12 protein-coding genes and 1 tRNA gene are annotated in these 17,523 nt (G+C 45.3%); 4 read left to right on the forward strand and 9 right to left on the reverse strand.

Going from position 1 to position 17,523, the window contains the following annotated elements; translation table 11 throughout:
• Positions 1–141 precede the first annotated feature (141 nt).
• The 6 genes from GJQ68_RS18760 to GJQ68_RS18785 form a co-directional block, all read right to left on the reverse strand.
• The gene (locus GJQ68_RS18760; protein ID WP_162418815.1) at positions 142–1,170 is read right to left on the reverse strand and encodes a PorP/SprF family type IX secretion system membrane protein; all 1,029 of its coding nucleotides are present in this window, start codon (positions 1,168–1,170) and stop codon (positions 142–144) included.
• A complete protein-coding gene (locus GJQ68_RS18765) occupies positions 1,167–3,494 on the reverse strand; it encodes a PKD domain-containing protein (protein WP_162418816.1) in 2,328 nt (775 codons plus the stop codon). Before GJQ68_RS18765 ends, GJQ68_RS18760 begins: the two co-directional genes overlap by 4 nt.
• 245 nt (positions 3,495–3,739) lie before the next feature.
• A complete protein-coding gene (locus GJQ68_RS18770) occupies positions 3,740–5,011 on the reverse strand; it encodes an adenylosuccinate synthase (RefSeq protein ID WP_162418817.1) in 1,272 nt (423 codons plus the stop codon).
• Positions 5,012–5,127: 116 nt separating this feature from the next.
• Positions 5,128–5,472, reverse strand: coding sequence for an STAS domain-containing protein (locus GJQ68_RS18775; protein ID WP_162418818.1), 345 nt, complete (start codon positions 5,470–5,472; stop codon positions 5,128–5,130).
• A 3-nt stretch (positions 5,473–5,475) separates the two neighbouring features.
• Positions 5,476–5,973, reverse strand: a complete 498-nt coding sequence (locus GJQ68_RS18780) for a Fur family transcriptional regulator (protein WP_162418819.1) — start codon at positions 5,971–5,973, stop codon at positions 5,476–5,478.
• Between the two features lie 59 nt (positions 5,974–6,032).
• Positions 6,033–8,252: a RelA/SpoT family protein gene (locus tag GJQ68_RS18785; RefSeq protein ID WP_162418820.1), complete on the reverse strand. Its 2,220-nt coding sequence runs from the start codon at positions 8,250–8,252 to the stop codon at positions 6,033–6,035.
• Between the two features lie 236 nt (positions 8,253–8,488).
• Here GJQ68_RS18785 and GJQ68_RS18790 point away from each other — a divergent pair.
• From GJQ68_RS18790 to clpX, 4 genes are all read left to right on the forward strand, one after another.
• A tRNA-Leu gene (locus GJQ68_RS18790) sits at positions 8,489–8,570 on the forward strand.
• An 85-nt stretch (positions 8,571–8,655) separates the two neighbouring features.
• Positions 8,656–9,984 carry a trigger factor gene (tig, locus tag GJQ68_RS18795; protein ID WP_162418821.1) on the forward strand — a complete coding sequence of 443 codons (1,329 nt, stop codon included), beginning with the start codon at positions 8,656–8,658 and terminating at the stop codon, positions 9,982–9,984.
• 81 nt (positions 9,985–10,065) lie between these two features.
• Positions 10,066–10,740: a ClpP family protease gene (locus GJQ68_RS18800; RefSeq protein WP_162418822.1), complete on the forward strand. Its 675-nt coding sequence runs from the start codon at positions 10,066–10,068 to the stop codon at positions 10,738–10,740.
• 4 nt (positions 10,741–10,744) lie between these two features.
• Positions 10,745–11,974 carry an ATP-dependent Clp protease ATP-binding subunit ClpX gene (gene clpX, locus GJQ68_RS18805; protein ID WP_162418823.1) on the forward strand — a complete coding sequence of 410 codons (1,230 nt, stop codon included), beginning with the start codon at positions 10,745–10,747 and terminating at the stop codon, positions 11,972–11,974.
• A gap of 430 nt (positions 11,975–12,404) precedes the next feature.
• On the opposite strand, the gene lpxB is transcribed toward clpX, so the two are convergent.
• The 3 genes from lpxB to GJQ68_RS18820 form a co-directional block, all read right to left on the reverse strand.
• Entirely contained in the window at positions 12,405–13,514 is a 1,110-nt protein-coding gene (gene lpxB / locus GJQ68_RS18810; RefSeq protein WP_162418824.1) for a lipid-A-disaccharide synthase, read from the reverse strand.
• A gap of 30 nt (positions 13,515–13,544) precedes the next feature.
• On the reverse strand, positions 13,545–13,964 hold the full coding sequence (locus tag GJQ68_RS18815; protein WP_162418825.1) for a 6-pyruvoyl trahydropterin synthase family protein: 420 nt from the start codon (positions 13,962–13,964) through the stop codon (positions 13,545–13,547).
• 105 nt (positions 13,965–14,069) lie between these two features.
• Positions 14,070–17,516, reverse strand: a complete 3,447-nt coding sequence (locus GJQ68_RS18820; RefSeq protein ID WP_162418826.1) for a S8 family serine peptidase — start codon at positions 17,514–17,516, stop codon at positions 14,070–14,072.
• Positions 17,517–17,523: the final 7 nt, after the last annotated feature.

The following is a 17,523-nucleotide window of genomic DNA, read 5'->3' on the forward strand; positions in this document are numbered from 1 at the left end:
GCTCCCCCCGTTTGGGATCACAAAGATGACCCGTTTTTTTGAGCTGGCAATGGATAAAACAAATAAAAGTCAAAGAAAAGTTCAATGTACCTGACAATCAGCTAAAAAAAATTAGCAAAAGTTTTCACCCTCATCGAGGACTCAGTATTTGAAGCCCGGAATGGCCCTATCATGCCTTTTACCTAGTTTATAATTGCGAAACGTGTACCGCACCGATACCTCGTGCGCCCCACCGGAATTTCTCCACCCAAGTCTCGATACGGTAAAATCATAGCTGTATCCTACCTGCAAATCATTGGGTAGGGAAAACCCCATCAGCGCAATCAAGGCTTCATTATTTGGAAGGGCATGCTTGGTGGGTAGACCTCTGTACCACAACCCGACGATCACCGGTGCATAAAACAATTCCGCCCCTAAATCCAATTGATCAAATTCTCCCTGTCTTTTGTAATTAAAGGCCAGAGAAAGGGTCCTTTCCTGTAAAATATTGTTAATAACATCTCCAATTGCCGGGCTAAATAAATCAAACGTAACCCCGCCATGAACCGAATACCGGATCGGTAACCTATTCTCCTCCATTTGAAGAAATGAGGTGTAGGGCTGAGTCAAATGGTGCGCGGCAATACCCAACCAAAACTTATCATCGTAATAGTACAGGCCCGCATTGATATCCTCATGCGATCTTTGGCTGACATCCGTGACCCAATTAACCCCCTCTCCGACGACTATTCCCCGGTCTATATCCAATTGAGTTCCCAGTATAATACCTTCTACGTTGACATTCCGATTTACAAAGCTGGCCTGTACACCCGCGTGTAAATAGCGTTCTTCCCCCAACCGGACCCGATACGAATAGGTAAGCCCCAAGTCGATGTTTTGCATCTGTGCGAAGGTATCCCGGGTTCCATTTACAATCACCCCTACACCACTATTCCTGTGGGCAATGAAATGGTCGAAGTAAGCAGAAAATGTATTGAAGCTATGATCCAAACCCGGCCATTGGTTTCGGTAATTCATCCCCACCCGGGTCCATTCCGTACTTCCGGTAAAGGCCGGATTTAAATAGATAGGAGCAGCGTAAAATTGAGAAAATTGCATGTCCTGTGCCCCAAGCTGTTGACCAGACAGGGTTACAACGAAATAAACCGTTAGCTGAAGTAGTTTCTTCATCTGATTAACAAGAATTTTCCAGACCGGGAAACTATTTCTCCCCTGGTGGTTTCAAAATCGGCCCGGTAGGCATAGGTTCCCGGAGGCAGGGGGCTGCCGTCTAAGGTACCATCCCAACCGTCTCCATTCATGTCTGTAGTTTGAAACAAAAATTCCCCCCAACTACTAAATATTTTGAGGTCCATCGAAGCGATTCCCTTCATTTTAGGCATGAAATGCTGATCCTCAGAACGCGTGGGAGTAAATCCGGTAGGAAACATAACCCGGTACGTTCTTCTGATGATTATCGGCATCTGATAAGTGGACTCACACTCATTACCGGTCATGACCGTAAGCGTCACTATAAATTCCCCCTTCTCTCCGAATACATGGGAAGGCGATCGTTGATTGCTTTCCGTGCCGTCCCCAAAATCCCAGGACCAGCTCTGTGGAAGCCCGGCCGATTGATCCAAAAAACGAATCCGGTCATCGGCAAGGATTCCATCCGCTGATTCCTCCTTAAGCCCAGTAGCATTGAGGACGTAATCAAAGTAAGCCTCCAATGGTTCATCAGGTACGCTAACCCTGAACGTAACCGGGTCCGACCAGCAGTCGATTTCCCTGGGTTTTACCCTTAAATAATAAAGCCCCTCCTCTGCAATACCTGTAATGCCTTGGTTTTCGAAAGTTGCTCCTCCCTCTGCTTCCACCTGATAGTCATAGAGCTCCCCATCGAAGTCTACGATGTAATCCCTTACATCGGAAAATTCATCTGGCTGACAGGCAAAAATCGATTCCGCTATTTCGAGATCCGGAAACTCAGGGTAATTTATTTGACTGTTATCCGTCAACAATCGGCAGCCCTGGAAGGACTGTACCTTAGCAAAATAATCTCCAGACTCGGTTACCACTAATTCGGGTTCGGTCTCTGCTTCCATGAGGTTACCATCTTTATACCATTCATAAGAAAGAATGGGATCCAGAGAATACACGCTCAAAACCAATTCTTCTTCCGGGCAAGCTTCTACAGATTCAAGGGGGAGGTCATTAATCATAAGGGTAATGGGTTCGGGGGCTTCGTATACCTGCAGGTTTATGGCAGATCCGGATGATGTCTTCCCATAATTATCCGTGACCGTAAAATAGGCCCTGACCTCTGATCCGCTAAATCCTTCATTGGGTGTGAAAGAAAACTGCCCTCCTTGCCCCAGGTATTTAAAGGTTCCCTCCTGAAGCTCCAGAATTCCGCCGGATCCTTCACAATCTCCTTCCAAACAAGGATCTGCAGTTTGTCCGGGAATGGCTTCCTGAGACTCAAAAAACCGCAAACAGGATATCCGCGAATTTTCATTCGGCAAACTGACTTTTTCTGGCGACAATTCGAGAAAATTTTCTTGCCCCAGGCACACCGTTAAATCCTCTACCGGCTCGGTGGCTGGAAAGGCAAGTTCATCATCATCCGCCACTTCTATCAGAAGATTTCGTATTTCATGAATATTTGTCTGCCCACCGGTAGCGGCTGCAAACCCAATTTTGAGTGTTTCGGGGGCGGGATACGGATAGCTCACATTCTCCAACAACGATATTTGCCTGGGATTTCCCTCAACGGTAGTAAAGATCATTTCCACATCCAATTGGTACCCTATTCCCAAATCATCAGGTATTAATTTTACCAGCACTTTCCGGTAACCGGGAGTGTTGGGGTCCGCTATCCTGCCCGTGCCTATACCTCCCGAACTGATTGGAAAACGTTGATCGGCGGGCAAACCAAAAACGCCCCCTTCATTGGTTTTGACACCTGCGATAAATTCGTAGCCGTTCATCCCCTGACCAGGGCCGCGAACAACGATGCTATTTGGGTGCAACACGGACGGTTGGCCTGGGAAACTTCCCCTTTTCCCTTCCGATGTATTACCGAAGTTTCCAAAACTATCAAACCCGATTCCCATGTAAGCCCGGGTCAGACCATTTCCTCCCAACCGGGGAGCGTAGCCCAGAGAGCCGCCAAACCCACCCGGAGAAAATCCATTGCTGGCTCCATCAAACAAAAAAACCGTCAGACCGTCTGCCCCATCTCCTCCATAACTAAAATATTCAAAGGAAGCCTTCACCCCAAAACTGGAGGAAAAAGGAATATCGATGTACACGTATCCATTTTGATCCATTACCGCTTCTGTTAGACGCAAAGTACCATCAAAAAGCTTGGCATCTCCCCCCAGGACGGTGTATTGTCGTTGTATTTGCCCCTGAAACGATTCGCAATAGGGAAATCCCTGCTGCCCATGCAGCCTAAAGGAGGCATGAAGCAAACAAATCAGGATTAGGAGAGCGACTGGTTTGGGCATAATAAATCGAAAGAAAATAAAGAAGATCCTTTTATTTCAACCAAAATTATCCTTTGCAGTCAGATAAGCATTTCGGCTACCAAAAGGTTTTACACCCGATACCCCCAATGACCCTATCCACTCAACAAGAAAACCCGGGTACTTCTAGATCCGGTATTAAGATAGGTAAATAAAAATCAAATCAAAAAAGGCTTCTTTTTTATGGTAAAAAGAAGCCTTTTTTTGCGTATAAGATTTGGGAAGAATTATTTCAAAATGGTTTTTTTTCTGTCGGGTCCTACCGAAACCATTTTTATGGGTACTTCTAATAAGCCCTCCAGGTACTCCACGTAATCCTTCAAAGGTTTGGGGAAATCATCGTATTTCTGAACGCTGTCCAGGCTGCAATTCCAGCCCTTTAGTTCCTGAAAAACCGGCCGCAATTCCTGGCTGGTACCGCTCAATGCCAGCTGATCGGTGACAGCGCCGTCGGGGAGCTCGTATCCGGTACACACCTTAATTACCTCAAAGTTATTTAACACGTCCGCTTTCATCATAAAGAGCTGCGTCACGCCATTGATCATGATGGAATATTTCAGTGCTGGAATATCAAGCCATCCGCATCGCCTGGCCCTGCCGGTGGTGGAACCAAATTCATTGCCTTCCCTTCTCATTTTCTCTCCGTCAGCATCAAAAAGCTCCGTTGGGAATGGTCCGCTACCGACGCGGGTGCAATAGGCTTTAAAAATTCCAAAAACCTCTCCAATGGAAGAAGGGGGGACACCAAGCCCGGTGCAGGCTCCTGCCGTCATGGTACTGCTACTGGTAACGAAGGGGTAACTCCCAAAATCAATATCCAACAGGGCTCCCTGTGCTCCTTCCGCCAATACGCGTTTTCCTGATTTTATGGCCGCATTTACTTCAAATTCCGTTTCAACCAATTGAAGGGACTTGAAAAAGGCCACTGCTTCGAAAAAATCCTCCTCAAGTGCAGGAAGGTTTTTCAGACTATATTGATAGTAATCTAAAATAGACTGGTGCCGCTTCACCAGTTCTTTATATTTTTCCTCAAAATCAGGAGCGAGCATGTCTCCTACCCGTAGCGCCATTCTGCCAATTTTATCCTGATAGGTTGGGCCGATTCCTTTTAAAGTAGACCCAATTTTTTTATCCCCTTTTGATTTTTCGTACGCTGCATCCAGTAATTTATGCGTCGGAAGAATAATGGTTGCTTTCTTGGAAATCGCCAGGTTCTGCCTAAAATTAATGTTAAATTTTTTCAGGGCTTCTATTTCCTTTCGAAGTACCACCGGATCCAATACAACCCCATTTCCTATAATATTCTTAATGTTAGATCTGAAAATACCACTAGGGATTTGGTGCAATACGTGTTTAATACCGTCAAACTCCAAGGTATGACCAGCATTTGGGCCTCCCTGAAATCTAGCGACCATTTCATAATCCGGTGCCAGGTAGTCCACTACTTTTCCCTTGCCTTCGTCACCCCATTGGAGACCTAAAAGAACGTCCATTTTCATTGTATGTATCAAATAATATAAAGTCGTTATTCAAAATTTGCCGTGAAGATTGCCAGTATTGTAAAATTTTACAACTTACAACTCGGTTTTATTCAAAATAAAAATTAACCCGGGACTTACCTGGATTGATTTAAGGCGTCTTCCAGCGTGTCAAAAACGGTAAAAATGTTGTTTAATTTTGTGATGATTAGTAACTTTTTCACATGTTCGGAAGGAGATGTCAGGTAAACCTCTCCGTCAGCATTTCTCATCTTGGTGAGAATCGTGATTAACACACCGATTCCGCTAGAACTGATATACCTGACCTGGCTCAGATCAACAATACACTTTTTAATATTCTCTTGTAGCCCATCGGAAACCATCCCCACCAGTTGGGGTCCTGACTCATCGCCAATCAAATCCCCTTTGATCTTCAATATCAGGATTCCGCCCTGCACATTTGATTCAAATGCTGCTTTCATCGATTACATGTTATTATTTTGCGTTTTTTCTGATTTTGCTTCTTGCTTGTATTCGCAATTATCATCCGTGCAATTACCGTACAACAATAAAGAATGATGAATAATATTAAAGTTCAAGACTTCGCCCACCGTGTTTTGGATATTCTGTATGCGGGGATCGCAAAACTCTTTTACCTGATGGCATTCGGTGCAGATAAGGTGATCGTGCTGTTTGTATCCATAGGACTTTTCGTACTGGGCCAGATTTTGTCCAAACTGATGTTTGGTAACCAGATCACATTCCACCAATAAATCCAGGGTATTGTAAACGGTAGCACGACTCACCCGGTAATTTTTATTTTTCATGCTGATATACAGTCCTTCCACATCAAAATGTCCGCCCCGGCTATAGATCTCCTCCAATATGGCATACCTCTCGGGTGTTTTCCTAAGCTTCTTGTTTTCCAAGTAGGCAGTAAATATTTTCTTTACCTTCTCGTAAAGACTTTCAGTTGAAGCCATACGTTACTTTTTTTTTACAAATATACAGTTCTTAATTTAAAAAGGAGGTTTTCCTAAGGCTAATCGAATCGCGCCACTTTCAGAACGCCAGATACCCTGGAAAGGTTGTCGATGAGTTTTTCGAGGTGGTGAGTGCTGTGGACATACAATTTAATACTTCCTTCAAAAATCCCACTGTCAGAATCTACCGTGATGGAGCGCATGTTTACTTTCAGTTCATTGGAGATTACTTTGGTAAGGTCGCTGATCAATCCTACCCTATCTGTTCCCACGATCTTGAGCCCCGCTAAAAAGGCAATTTGCTGTTGACTGGTCCAGCGGGCCTTAATTACCCGGTTGCCATGATTGGATAAAAGCTCCAATGCATTAGGGCAGGCCGTTCTGTGGATCTTAATTCCTTCATTGACGGTTACAAAACCGAAAACATCATCCCCTGGAATGGGATTGCAGCATTTGGCCAGGATATAATCCACCACATCCATGTCTTCCCCAATCAGTAGCTGATCGTGATCGGGTCCTTTCAGATTTTTGATCTCTTTCGTAAAGGATTTCTCATCCGTAACGTGAAGCAAGGGATTTTTCCTGGACTTTTTCTTCTGTTTAAAGTCCCTGAAACTTTTTATGGAGGTAGGGTCAATGATTCCACGGCCAACTTTATAATAAAATTCCGAGGTGGTCTTGGTTTCAAAAAAAGCTCGTAGTTGCTCTACGATTTCAGAAGAAAAATCAATCTTCATCTGCTTTAGCTTTCTCTGAACGATTTCTTTTCCGTCCAACATGTAACCCTTTTTCTCCTCTTTGAGGGCATCTTTGATTTTTGCCTTTGCCCTGGAGGTCACCACGGATTTCAGCCAATCTTCGGTGGGTTTTTGCTTATTAGAGGTAAGTATTTCTACCTGATCTCCATTTTTTAACTTATGCCCAATAGACACCAGTCTCTGATTCACTTTTGCTCCAATACATTTGGCTCCCACTTCCGAGTGAATCTCAAACGCAAAATCAAGTGCTGTGGCCCCAAAGGGCATTACCTTCAAGTCGCCTTTAGGCGTAAAAACGAATACCTCATCCTGGAATAAATTCCCCCTGAAATCATCCATGAATTCGATGGCCGAACCATCGTTATTTTCCAGCAATGTCCGCACCTGGGTGATCCATTCATCCAGACTTCCCGCTGCTTTCTCGGGAGCATTTTCCTTTTCTTTGTATTTCCAATGGGCGGCATACCCTCGTTCGGCAATATCATCCATGCGCTGAGTGCGTATCTGCACCTCTACCCACTGCCCGGTCTGGCTCATCACCGTCGTGTGCAAGGACTCGTATCCGTTGGCCCTGGGGGTACTTATCCAGTCCCTCAGCCGGTCCGGGTTGGGTCGGTAGAAATCCGTAACAATCGAGTATGCCTGCCAACAATCCGCTTTTTCATTGTCGTAAGGAGTATCGATAATGATGCGGATCGCAAACAAATCAAACACCTCCTCAAAAGGAATGTTCTGGGATTTCATTTTATTGTAGATGGAGTACACCGATTTAGGCCTCCCTTTGATGATAAAATGAAAACCCTGATCGAGTAGCTCTTTCTCAATGGGCGCAATAAAGGTTTTAATGAATTTGTTCCTGGATACCCTGCTGTCGTTTATTCGCTTTATTATAAATTCATAGGCATCTCTGTCCACGAATTTTAAATGTAAATCCTCTAATTCAGATTTGATCGAATACAGCCCCAACCGGTGAGCTAAGGGGGCGTAGAGAAACTTTGTCTCCGAAGCGATTTTTAGCTGCTTGTGCCTGGGCATGGATTCCAGGGTCCGCATGTTATTCAGTCTATCAGCCAGTTTTATAAGAATCACCCGCACATCATCGGAGAGGGTAATCAGCATTTTTCGGAAATTTTCGGCCTGCTGGGAGGTGCCATAATCGAAGACTCCTGCTATCTTAGTCAAACCATCGATGATTTGAACGACCTTAACGCCAAATTCACGCTCAATATCTTCGAGCTCGAGGTCGGTATCCTCTACCACATCGTGAAGCAGGGCGGAGACGATACTGGTCGTTCCCAAACCAATTTCTTCCACGCAGATCAAAGCTACTTCCAGCGGATGGTAGATATACGGCTCTCCGGATTTTCGCCTCATCTCTTTGTGCGCCTCACTCGCCACATTGAACGCTTTTTTGATCAATTTGGCATCGCCGGATTTTAACAAGGGCTTGGCGACTTTCAGCAGCTTACGATACCGTTTGAGTATTTCCTTCCTTTCTTCGTCTACATCAACTTTGATCATACGATACAAGTTATAAAATTAATCCCTTCGAAGAAATCAAATCTTAAAGTAATATTTTTATTTTTTTTAGACTAAGATATTGAAACTTTAAAATTGATGATTACCTTTGCATCCACATTAAAAAAACACCGGTATACCATCAAAAAATTATCTGCCGGAAGATAAGACCGGGGTTATAAGCAAGCCGGTTTTACAATTTAAGGTGAAATAAGTAAGATACTTATTATTTACTCATTGCGGATGTGGCGAAATTGGTAGACGCACTAGACTTAGGATCTAGCGCCGCGAGGCATGGGGGTTCGAGTCCCTCCATCCGCACAACCTTTAAAATCCCTCGATCTTGATTTTTTGGTGAATCAGGATGGAGGGTTTTTGTTATTGGTAAACACTAAATACAGATCCCTTGGAAATTACATTAGACAAACATGCGGCCAACGAAGCCTCCGTCAAAATAAAATTGGAGGAAGCTGACTATCAACCAAAAGTTGATGCCAAAATAAAAGATTACGCCAAAAAGGCGACCATCAAGGGCTTTCGCCCGGGGAAAGCCCCTTTTGGGATGGTTAAAAACCTCTACGGTACTTCTGTTTTGTTGGAGGAAATCAATGGCATTTTGTCCAAGTCTTTGAATGATTACCTGAAAGAACAAGAATTTGAGGTGTTGGGAGACCCCCTCCCTCTTGAAGAAGATTCCCAATCGATCGATTGGAAAAAGCAAAAAGAATTTGAATTCGAATATAAAATTGGCTTTGTTGACAAAATCAACGTAAACTTTGACCAGAAGTTTGAAGCCAAAAATTATACGGTTGAGCTTTCCGATAAAGAGGTTGACGAGGCATTGGACAATATCAAAAAACAATATGGGAAAATGACCAACCCGGAAGAGAGCGCGGAAAATGATTTCCTATATGGCGACCTGAAAGCAGATGAGGGAAGTTACGAAGAGACCCTTTCGCTCCCTCTGAAGGATATGGACGGTCGCTCTGTCAAGAAATTCCTGGGTGTTAAAAAAGGAGACAGTATTGCTTTCGATCCCTCCAAAGCAATCAAGGGGGATTTGGCGGAAGTCCTGAACATCCCTAAAGAAGATGCCGAAAAACTACAGGGAGACTTCACCTTTACAGTCCAGAATATCAACCGCACAGAAGAAGCCACCTTGGATCAGGAGCTTTTTGACAAGGTATTTGGACCTGATCAGGTAAGTAGTGAAGCCGAGTTTTTGGAAAAGATTAAATCCATCCTTACAGAAAATTACCAAAAAGAGGTGAGCGTTTTTAATGAGGAGCAACTCAAGGAAAGCCTGATCAAAAACCATCCCCTTGACCTTCCCGAAGCATTCTTAAAAGAATGGTTGGTTCGCGCTAATGAGGGAAAATTCAGCAGAGAAGAGGTGGAAAAGGAATTTCCGGCTTATGCCAAGCAACTGACCTGGTCCTTGCTGTCCAACCAGATTGCCAAAGAAAATGAAATCAAGGCGGAGCACGAGGATGTACTCGAAAAAACAAGAGCTATGATTCGGGAACAACTTGCCTCTTCTGGAATGGGCTCTCAGATGGAAGAAAACATGGACATGTTTTTGGAAAACTACCTGCAGGGCAATGAAGGCAAAAATTACATGCAAATGATGACGGCGGTTCAAAATGAAAAGGTCCTGGGTTTTGTCCGGGATCAGGTCAAGCCGAAGGAAGAAAAGATCGGCGTAGAAAAGTTTAAAGAGCTACTCGAAAACTAATTGTAAAAATTATTTGTTCATAAAAAGTCCTTTTGTAAGGGCTTTTTTTATTTTTGTATCCGTGCAATAAAAAATGAGACGATGAATAAAGAAGAATTCAGAAAATTTGCAGTTAAAGATCAAGGCATAAGCGGAAACACGTTTGACCAATATACGCAGTCTGTCGAAAATATGACGCGAGCGGTTATCGAAGAAAGACCCACCAATTTCCGGGAAATTGATGTGTTTTCCAGACTGATCATGGACCGGATCATCTTTTTGGGAACGGGCGTAGATGATCATATTGCGAATATCATCACCGCACAGCTCTTATTTTTGGAGTCAGTCGACTCCAAAAAGGATATATTGCTGTACATCAACAGTCCCGGAGGCTCTGTATATGCCGGCTTAGGCATCTATGACACCATGCATTATATTAATCCGGAAGTTGGCACCATTTGCACCGGCTTGGCCGCTTCTATGGGAGCTGTCTTGTTAGCGGGTGGAGCTGCTGGCAAGCGGGCAGCCTTGCCGCATTCAAGAATCATGATCCACCAGCCATCCGGTGGGATGCAAGGACAGTCGAAGGATATGGAAATTACCGTCAAGCAAATCCTTGAGCTAAGGACTGAATTGTATGAAATCCTTGCCAAACACAGCGGTAAAACCATTGAGGACATTGAGAGGGACTCAGACAGGGATTACTGGTTGAGGGCTTCTGCTGCCAAAGAATATGGTTTGATTGACGAAGTATTGACGCGAAAAGAAAAAGAATAACTGAATGGCTCAAGTAACGTGTTCCTTTTGCGGTAGAAATAAAAAAGACGTGGACCTAATGGTCTCCGGTATCTCTGCGCATATTTGTAATTATTGCATCGAACAAGCTTTCCAGATTTTGGGAGAAGAGGACAAAACCAAGAAACAGTCCAAAAAACCAAAATTCAAGCTAAAAAAGCCAAAAGAACTAACTGCCTATCTGGGTGAGTACGTGATAGGACAGCAAGAGGCTAAAAAAGTGCTAACGGTGGCCGTTTACAATCATTACAAACGACTGGGACAAAAAGAGGAAAAAGAGGATGATGTGAAGATCGAAAAATCCAACATCATCATGGTGGGAGATACCGGTACCGGAAAAACCTACCTGGCAAAAACACTCGCAAAAACACTGGAAGTGCCGTTCTGTATCGCCGATGCCACCGTGCTTACCGAAGCAGGCTATGTAGGAGAAGATGTGGAAAGCATCCTTACCCGCCTGCTTCAAGCTGCCGACTACAATGTGGAAGCAGCGGAAAGAGGCATTGTCTACATCGATGAACTGGATAAAATTGCGCGGAAATCGGACAATCCGTCCATTACGCGTGATGTAAGTGGTGAAGGTGTTCAGCAGGCGATGCTAAAATTACTGGAAGGCACAGTGGTCAACGTGCCCCCACAGGGCGGTAGAAAGCATCCGGACCAAAAAATGATCTCAGTTAACACCGAAAACATTCTATTCATTTGTGGGGGTGCATTTGATGGAATCGGAAGGCACATTGCCGGAAGGTTAAATACCCAACCCATGGGATTTAGCAAGAAATCTACGGGAACTGAAGTTATTGACAGGACGAATCTGCTGCAGTACGTAACTGCCCAGGACCTCAAAGCCTATGGGTTAATCCCCGAACTGATCGGCAGACTCCCCGTCATTACCCATCTGGATCCCTTGGATAAAGCCACCCTCAAAAGGATTTTAACGGAACCTAAAAATGCATTGACCAAACAGTATGTGAAATTGCTGGCCATGGAAAATGTCACCCTTACCTTCGAGGAATCGGGAATCGATTTTATTGTGGAAAAAGCGGTGGAATTTAATTTGGGAGCCCGGGGGCTTCGTTCCATTTGCGAGGCCATCATTACCGATGCCATGTACGAATTGCCTTCCGAAGAAGGAGAGCAAACCCTGGTCATCGATCTTGAATACGCCAGTTCCCAATTTGAAAAATCAAAATTTAAGAAGCTTCAGGTAGCCTGATACCTGGAAAATTCTTCCATAATTTATTCAAGCCTCTCGTCTACACGGGGGGCTTTTTTTTTTCGAATAACAAGAATCGACTTTCTATATATAAACCTGATCCGCGGGGACATGATGCTAGCATCGGACCAGCCGAGGCAGAACCTGCCGGGCCGGGTAAAATAGCGTTCATGATTCTAAACCTTTAGCTGCAAGGAAGCTCAAAAGATAAACCCTCTTTTGGCAAATGCAAGTTGCGACGATCCTTAAAATCTGTCTCCGGTTGGCTAGGTTTGAGCAGCAGAAACGGTGGGAATCTAAAACTTAGAAAGGCTGCCAACCCTTCCAGCCGCAAAGGCCGGACAAAAGGGTTGGCAGTGACGAAATAGACAGATTTTCGGATTAATCAGGTTATAACTACTCTTTATTGCAACTAATCTTAGTTATTTTTTCACGCCCCGGTCAGGGATCGATAAATTAATTCGGCCGTTTCTCTGGAGGCTTGTTGGGTCCCAATCCTTTCCAATAAGGACTCGTAGCCCTCCAATTGAGCCTCTCTTTTAGGTCCACCGGTAAGCAAAACCTCCAATTCCCTCTTTACGGTTCCTGGCGAATAATCTGTTTGAATCAGCTCTTTGACCACTTCCTTTTCGGCAATTAAATTAACCAGGGAAATAAATGGCACCCGGATTAATCGTTTTGCAATGGCGTAGGAGATGCCGCTGGTCTTGTAGACCACCACTTGAGGTGCCTTAAACAAAGCCGTTTCCAAGGTCGCCGTTCCGGAAGTAACCACCGCTGCCCGTGCATGATACAGGATATCGTAGGTTTGATCAAAAATCACCTTTATTCCGGCGGAAATTGCTTCATTGTACACTTCGGCGGGCAGATTTTTTACCCCAGCCACCACCCAATCCACTTCTTTGAGTTCAGATTTTAAGGTAATCATGGTTTGCAGCATTTGCCTGATTTCCTGCTTCCTGCTTCCAGGAAGCAGTGCTACGAGCTTTTCAGCCTGCATTTGGTGCTTCTGCAAAAAATCAGGGTCGGGCTGGAATTTCTTTTTTTCGTCCAACAGCGGGTTGCCCACGTAGGCCACCTGCCAGTCAAATTTTTTGAAAAACTCCGGTTCAAATGGTAAAATGCAGTAAAGGTGATCGACGTACTTTTTTAGCTTCAACGCCCGGTTTTGGTTCCAGGCCCAGACCTTAGGAGCAATGTAATAATGAACAGGTATCCCTTTTTGGCTGGCAAAAGCCGCCATCTTCATATTAAATCCGCCAAAATCAACCAGTATCAAGGCGTCTGGCCGGTGTTCCAGCAGGTCTGCCTTTATTTTATTCAGATACTTCACTACCCTCCGGAAATGAAGCACCACTTCCAGAAAGCCCATTAGAGCCATTTCACGGTAATGGGCCGTCAGCAGGCAGCCCGCTGCCTGCATGTAATCCCCACCCATGCCTCTGAATTCGGCATCGGAATCTTCTTTCTTCAACTCGTATAGCAAGTTGGAGGCATGCAGGTCTCCTGACCGTTCTCCGGCGATGATGTAGTATTTCACCCGACTGGAGTTTGTTGATTTCGATAGGGACTATTCGCCATAGTATTCCACAAAATTACGAGGCGTTTCGTAAAGGGTAAGCTTGTACAGTCCCCCTTCTTTGACCAGCTCATCCACCAGGGGCTGGAGTATTTTCCAAAATTCCATGACCAGGTTTTCGCAACTTGCCATTTTACCCGTCATAAACGGTACGTCCACATTGAGGTTCTTGTGGTCGACCTTATCGATGACCTCCCGGCGGATCAGCGTGCTCAACTGTTTTAAATCCACCACAAAGCCGGTTTCTTCGTCCGGTCTTCCTTTGATGGTGACAATCAGATCAAAATTATGACCGTGCCAGTTTTCATTGGCGCAGGGCCCAAAAACGGCTTTATTTTTCTCTTCGGACCATTTCGGATTCCATAATTTATGGGCTGCGTTAAAATGTTCCTTCCGACAAACGTGTACCATTGCTTCTATTCAATTGAAGCCACAAAGTTACATAAAAATGAAGCAAAAGCAGCCGCCCGCCCGGGGAAACTACCGAAGCACCTCCATTCCGATGGAACGGCCATGCTACTCTTTAGTCACCTTGAAGGTATGAACCTCCTTTGCTGCCTGTACCTGAATCAGGTACAAGCCTGGCGAATGGTTAAAATCCAAGATAAATTCCGTACCGGGTGCCGTCTTGGGAAAATCATTTCGCTGCATTTCCCTTCCGATGGCATCGTAAATCCTTACGGACACTTCCCCACGGTAATCGTTATTGATAAACAGGGAAAGGCGGTCCTCAACCGGATTGGGACCTATGGAATAGCCGGCTCTGCCAGCAAAAGTCTCCTCATCCGCGCTGGAAACCACGACGATATCGGAGATACGATTGCATTGATCATCGATCACTGCGACCTGATAGGCTCCTCCATCCAACACCTGAATGGACCTTCCGGTAGCTCCTTGAATTAGTTCGCCGTCATTGTACCATTGGTAAGAAGAAGCGGGCAAGACTGAGGTGAGCTGGGATCCGTTGGCTACAATTTCCGGTTTTCTCAGGGAATTGGAATTAATGGTAACCTGTTGGTTAAAATCTGCTGTACCCCCTGGCCCGGATATTTCCAGGTTCACGTTATAGATCCTGGCATTGGCAAAAACAAAGGAAGGTTGGCTATCCGTGGAGCTGCCCACGTTGCCGAAATCCCAGCGATAATTGGTAATGGTTCCTTCCGATAAGTTGATAAACTCGGTAAGACCACCGGCACAGTTAAACTGAACTTCAAAATTGGCAAACAGCACGTTATCACAGTCGATATTACTCCAATTGACAGCATTAATGACAGAGGATTGGGGATCAAGATTAATAACGGATGATCCCGTCAAATCCACATTCTCCACGCTGAGCCCTTCAAAGCAGTATTTTCTATAGGGTTCATGGACAAAGGTCGCTTTTCCAGAAGATCGAATCACCGTTTGATCGTTAATTCCACCCGAATGGGCTACTGATTCGCGAACCAGGAACGACTGACCCTCAGTAAGGACTAATTCAGCTCCCCCTTCCAGTTCTAGCCTATCTACTTCCGTATTATTCTGACTGATCAGGGTTTCTCCACCAAGTTCCAACCTTCGGATGATTCCGGAAGCCACTATTTCCAATTGCCCCCCCAGGTTTTTTAAACTAGCTACGGTATTGGCCGCCAAATCTTCATAAACACCAGCTTCTCCCGTAAATACGATCGCCATATCCGATTCCAGCGCAGCGTTATTTGAAATGCGAAGGCTTTCAGCGAATTCAAGGACCCTCAGGTTACCCGTTAGTGTGGCATTTCCGGACATATCAAACTGATTGGCAGCAAGCGAATCCATCGCAAATTCAACCGCTGCTTCCGCTATTTGTAAGCGGTTCACTTTGGGCACGGAAAGCACTCTCCATCTGCCTTCGTCAAATACCATGTCAATATCGGCGAAATTTAATCGGCCAAAATCCAATATGTTTTCGTTTTGATCTGCTCCCTCAAAGAGAATTCTTCCATCCCGAACTTCCGTAAGGTTATTACTGGAGCGGAATCCATTTCTGATTAACAGTTCATTTTGATTCAAATCCAAAACCCAGGAATTTTCGCCAAAAATATTGAGGCTGAACACATCGGTATTTTGGGTTAAGGAAATGGTTTCCTGAGAAATCGTTCGGTCTATAACCACCCGTGTGCCTTCATCAGGAATTCGGTTGGCTGCCAGCCCATCGCTGGCTAAGGACCAATTTTGGGGATTATCCCAATTGCCGTCCTCCCCTATCCAATACAGCGTGCTTGTCTGTCCATCAGAAACCCCTGCTGAAAATACCAGACTGAAAGGTTGTTGCCCGTTGGTCAAGGTACCCTTATGACTTACCCGCAGGGTGTACCGCTGGGGGGAAGGGTTGTTGATTAGAATTTGCTCTACATTATCTCTGAAATTGTCGTTTTGGTTATTGGCTATGGCCGTAGAACCGTCCAGTGGATTCAGAGACCAGGGGAAATAGGTGGTGCCATTTTCATCAATGATACGCAGATCGAGGTCATTTACAAGCATTAAATCCGTCGGGTTGAGCCTGGGTGATGGCGGCGTACCGGCCGGATCTGTCCAGGCGATCGTCGCTTTGATGGGTTCGATACCGTTGGATATAAACTCAAATTCATACACGTCATCTTGCCGAAGGTCCTGTTCACGGATTATTCTGGAACTGCCATCCTCATCAATGATCATCCTGGCAGCTTGCTCCGCATCCAATAACCCCCACCCGAACATATAGTCAGGCCCGGGGTTCATTCCCGCTTCTTTCGCCGTTTGAATGGCTAGTGCTTTTACCGTGGCTGAGTGCATGTACCTGCCTGCATTCCGATCGTTGTAGAGCTCCTGCAACAGTAGCAGGGAACCGGATACATTGGGAGTAGCCATGGAAGTACCGCTAAGATTGGCGTAACTGTCTGCTCCATTGGACTCCAAAATGGCAGCGCTAAACACATTCACACCCTTTCCTACCAGATCAGGCTTTATTCTTCCATCGTCCACCGGACCCCAACTAGAAAAAGAACTCATGATTACATCGGAAGGCTCGGCATAATCATCCAACATATTGACGGCTCCAATGGTCAGGCTGTTTTTTGACACCCCTTCCGGGCCAATGGAATCATCCGGGCCGTCCGCATCGCGGGACCCGTCACCCACATCCGAACGGTCATTGCCTGCGGCCCACACAATGGTATAATAGGGCTTGCTATAGGCAAGTTGATCTATTTGTCTGGATTTATTGGTATAGAACCCAAAGCGGTAATCCTCGTTGGGGCTTACACTTTCATTTCCCGCCCAGGACCAGTTGTTGTTGCTATCTCTGAACCATCCCATTAAAAATCCATAGGAATGATTCGATACCAGATGTCCCTCAGGATTGAGGTCGGGATCGTAACTGTTCTGACTCATTTTGGAAATATCCGCATCCCAGTTAAACGCCCAGCCGGTGGCCTGATTGGCCATTCCACGGGCATTGCTATTATTTCCAGATGCCAGTATGGTACCCGTTACATGGGTAGCGTGGTTACTTATCTCTTCGGTGGATCCATCAATTTGAGTAACCCGATTTCCAAATTCATTGTGGGTTACTTTGGGACGGGTTTGGTCGTAGATACCGATGACCATGCCAGCCCCTGCCAGATCCAGATTTAAACTTCCTCCCTGCTGTAATGCCCTCGTACCAGTAGTCTCGGCCGCCCCTACATTATAGGTTGTATAATAAATAGGGTGGTTTTCATCATCCAGATACTGAAAAACAGCCATCCGTTCATCGGCGAGCCTCATCCGAACCGGTATGCCTAATTGCGCAGCAATGCTTGCTTTTTCAGCCGGCTGTAGTTGGTAGCGTTGCAGGTTGTTCTGCAGGTGTTGGAACAGTTCCGTCCTGACTTTTCGCAGTCCACTGTCAGAGTCACCCGAAATTTGAGCATAACCCATTCCTCCGGTTAGCAAAAAGGCAATCAATATGAGTAATTTTTTCATCTGAATT

Source organism: Cyclobacterium roseum (assembly GCF_010119225.1).
GTDB classification, from domain to species: Bacteria; Bacteroidota; Bacteroidia; order Cytophagales; family Cyclobacteriaceae; genus Cyclobacterium; species Cyclobacterium roseum.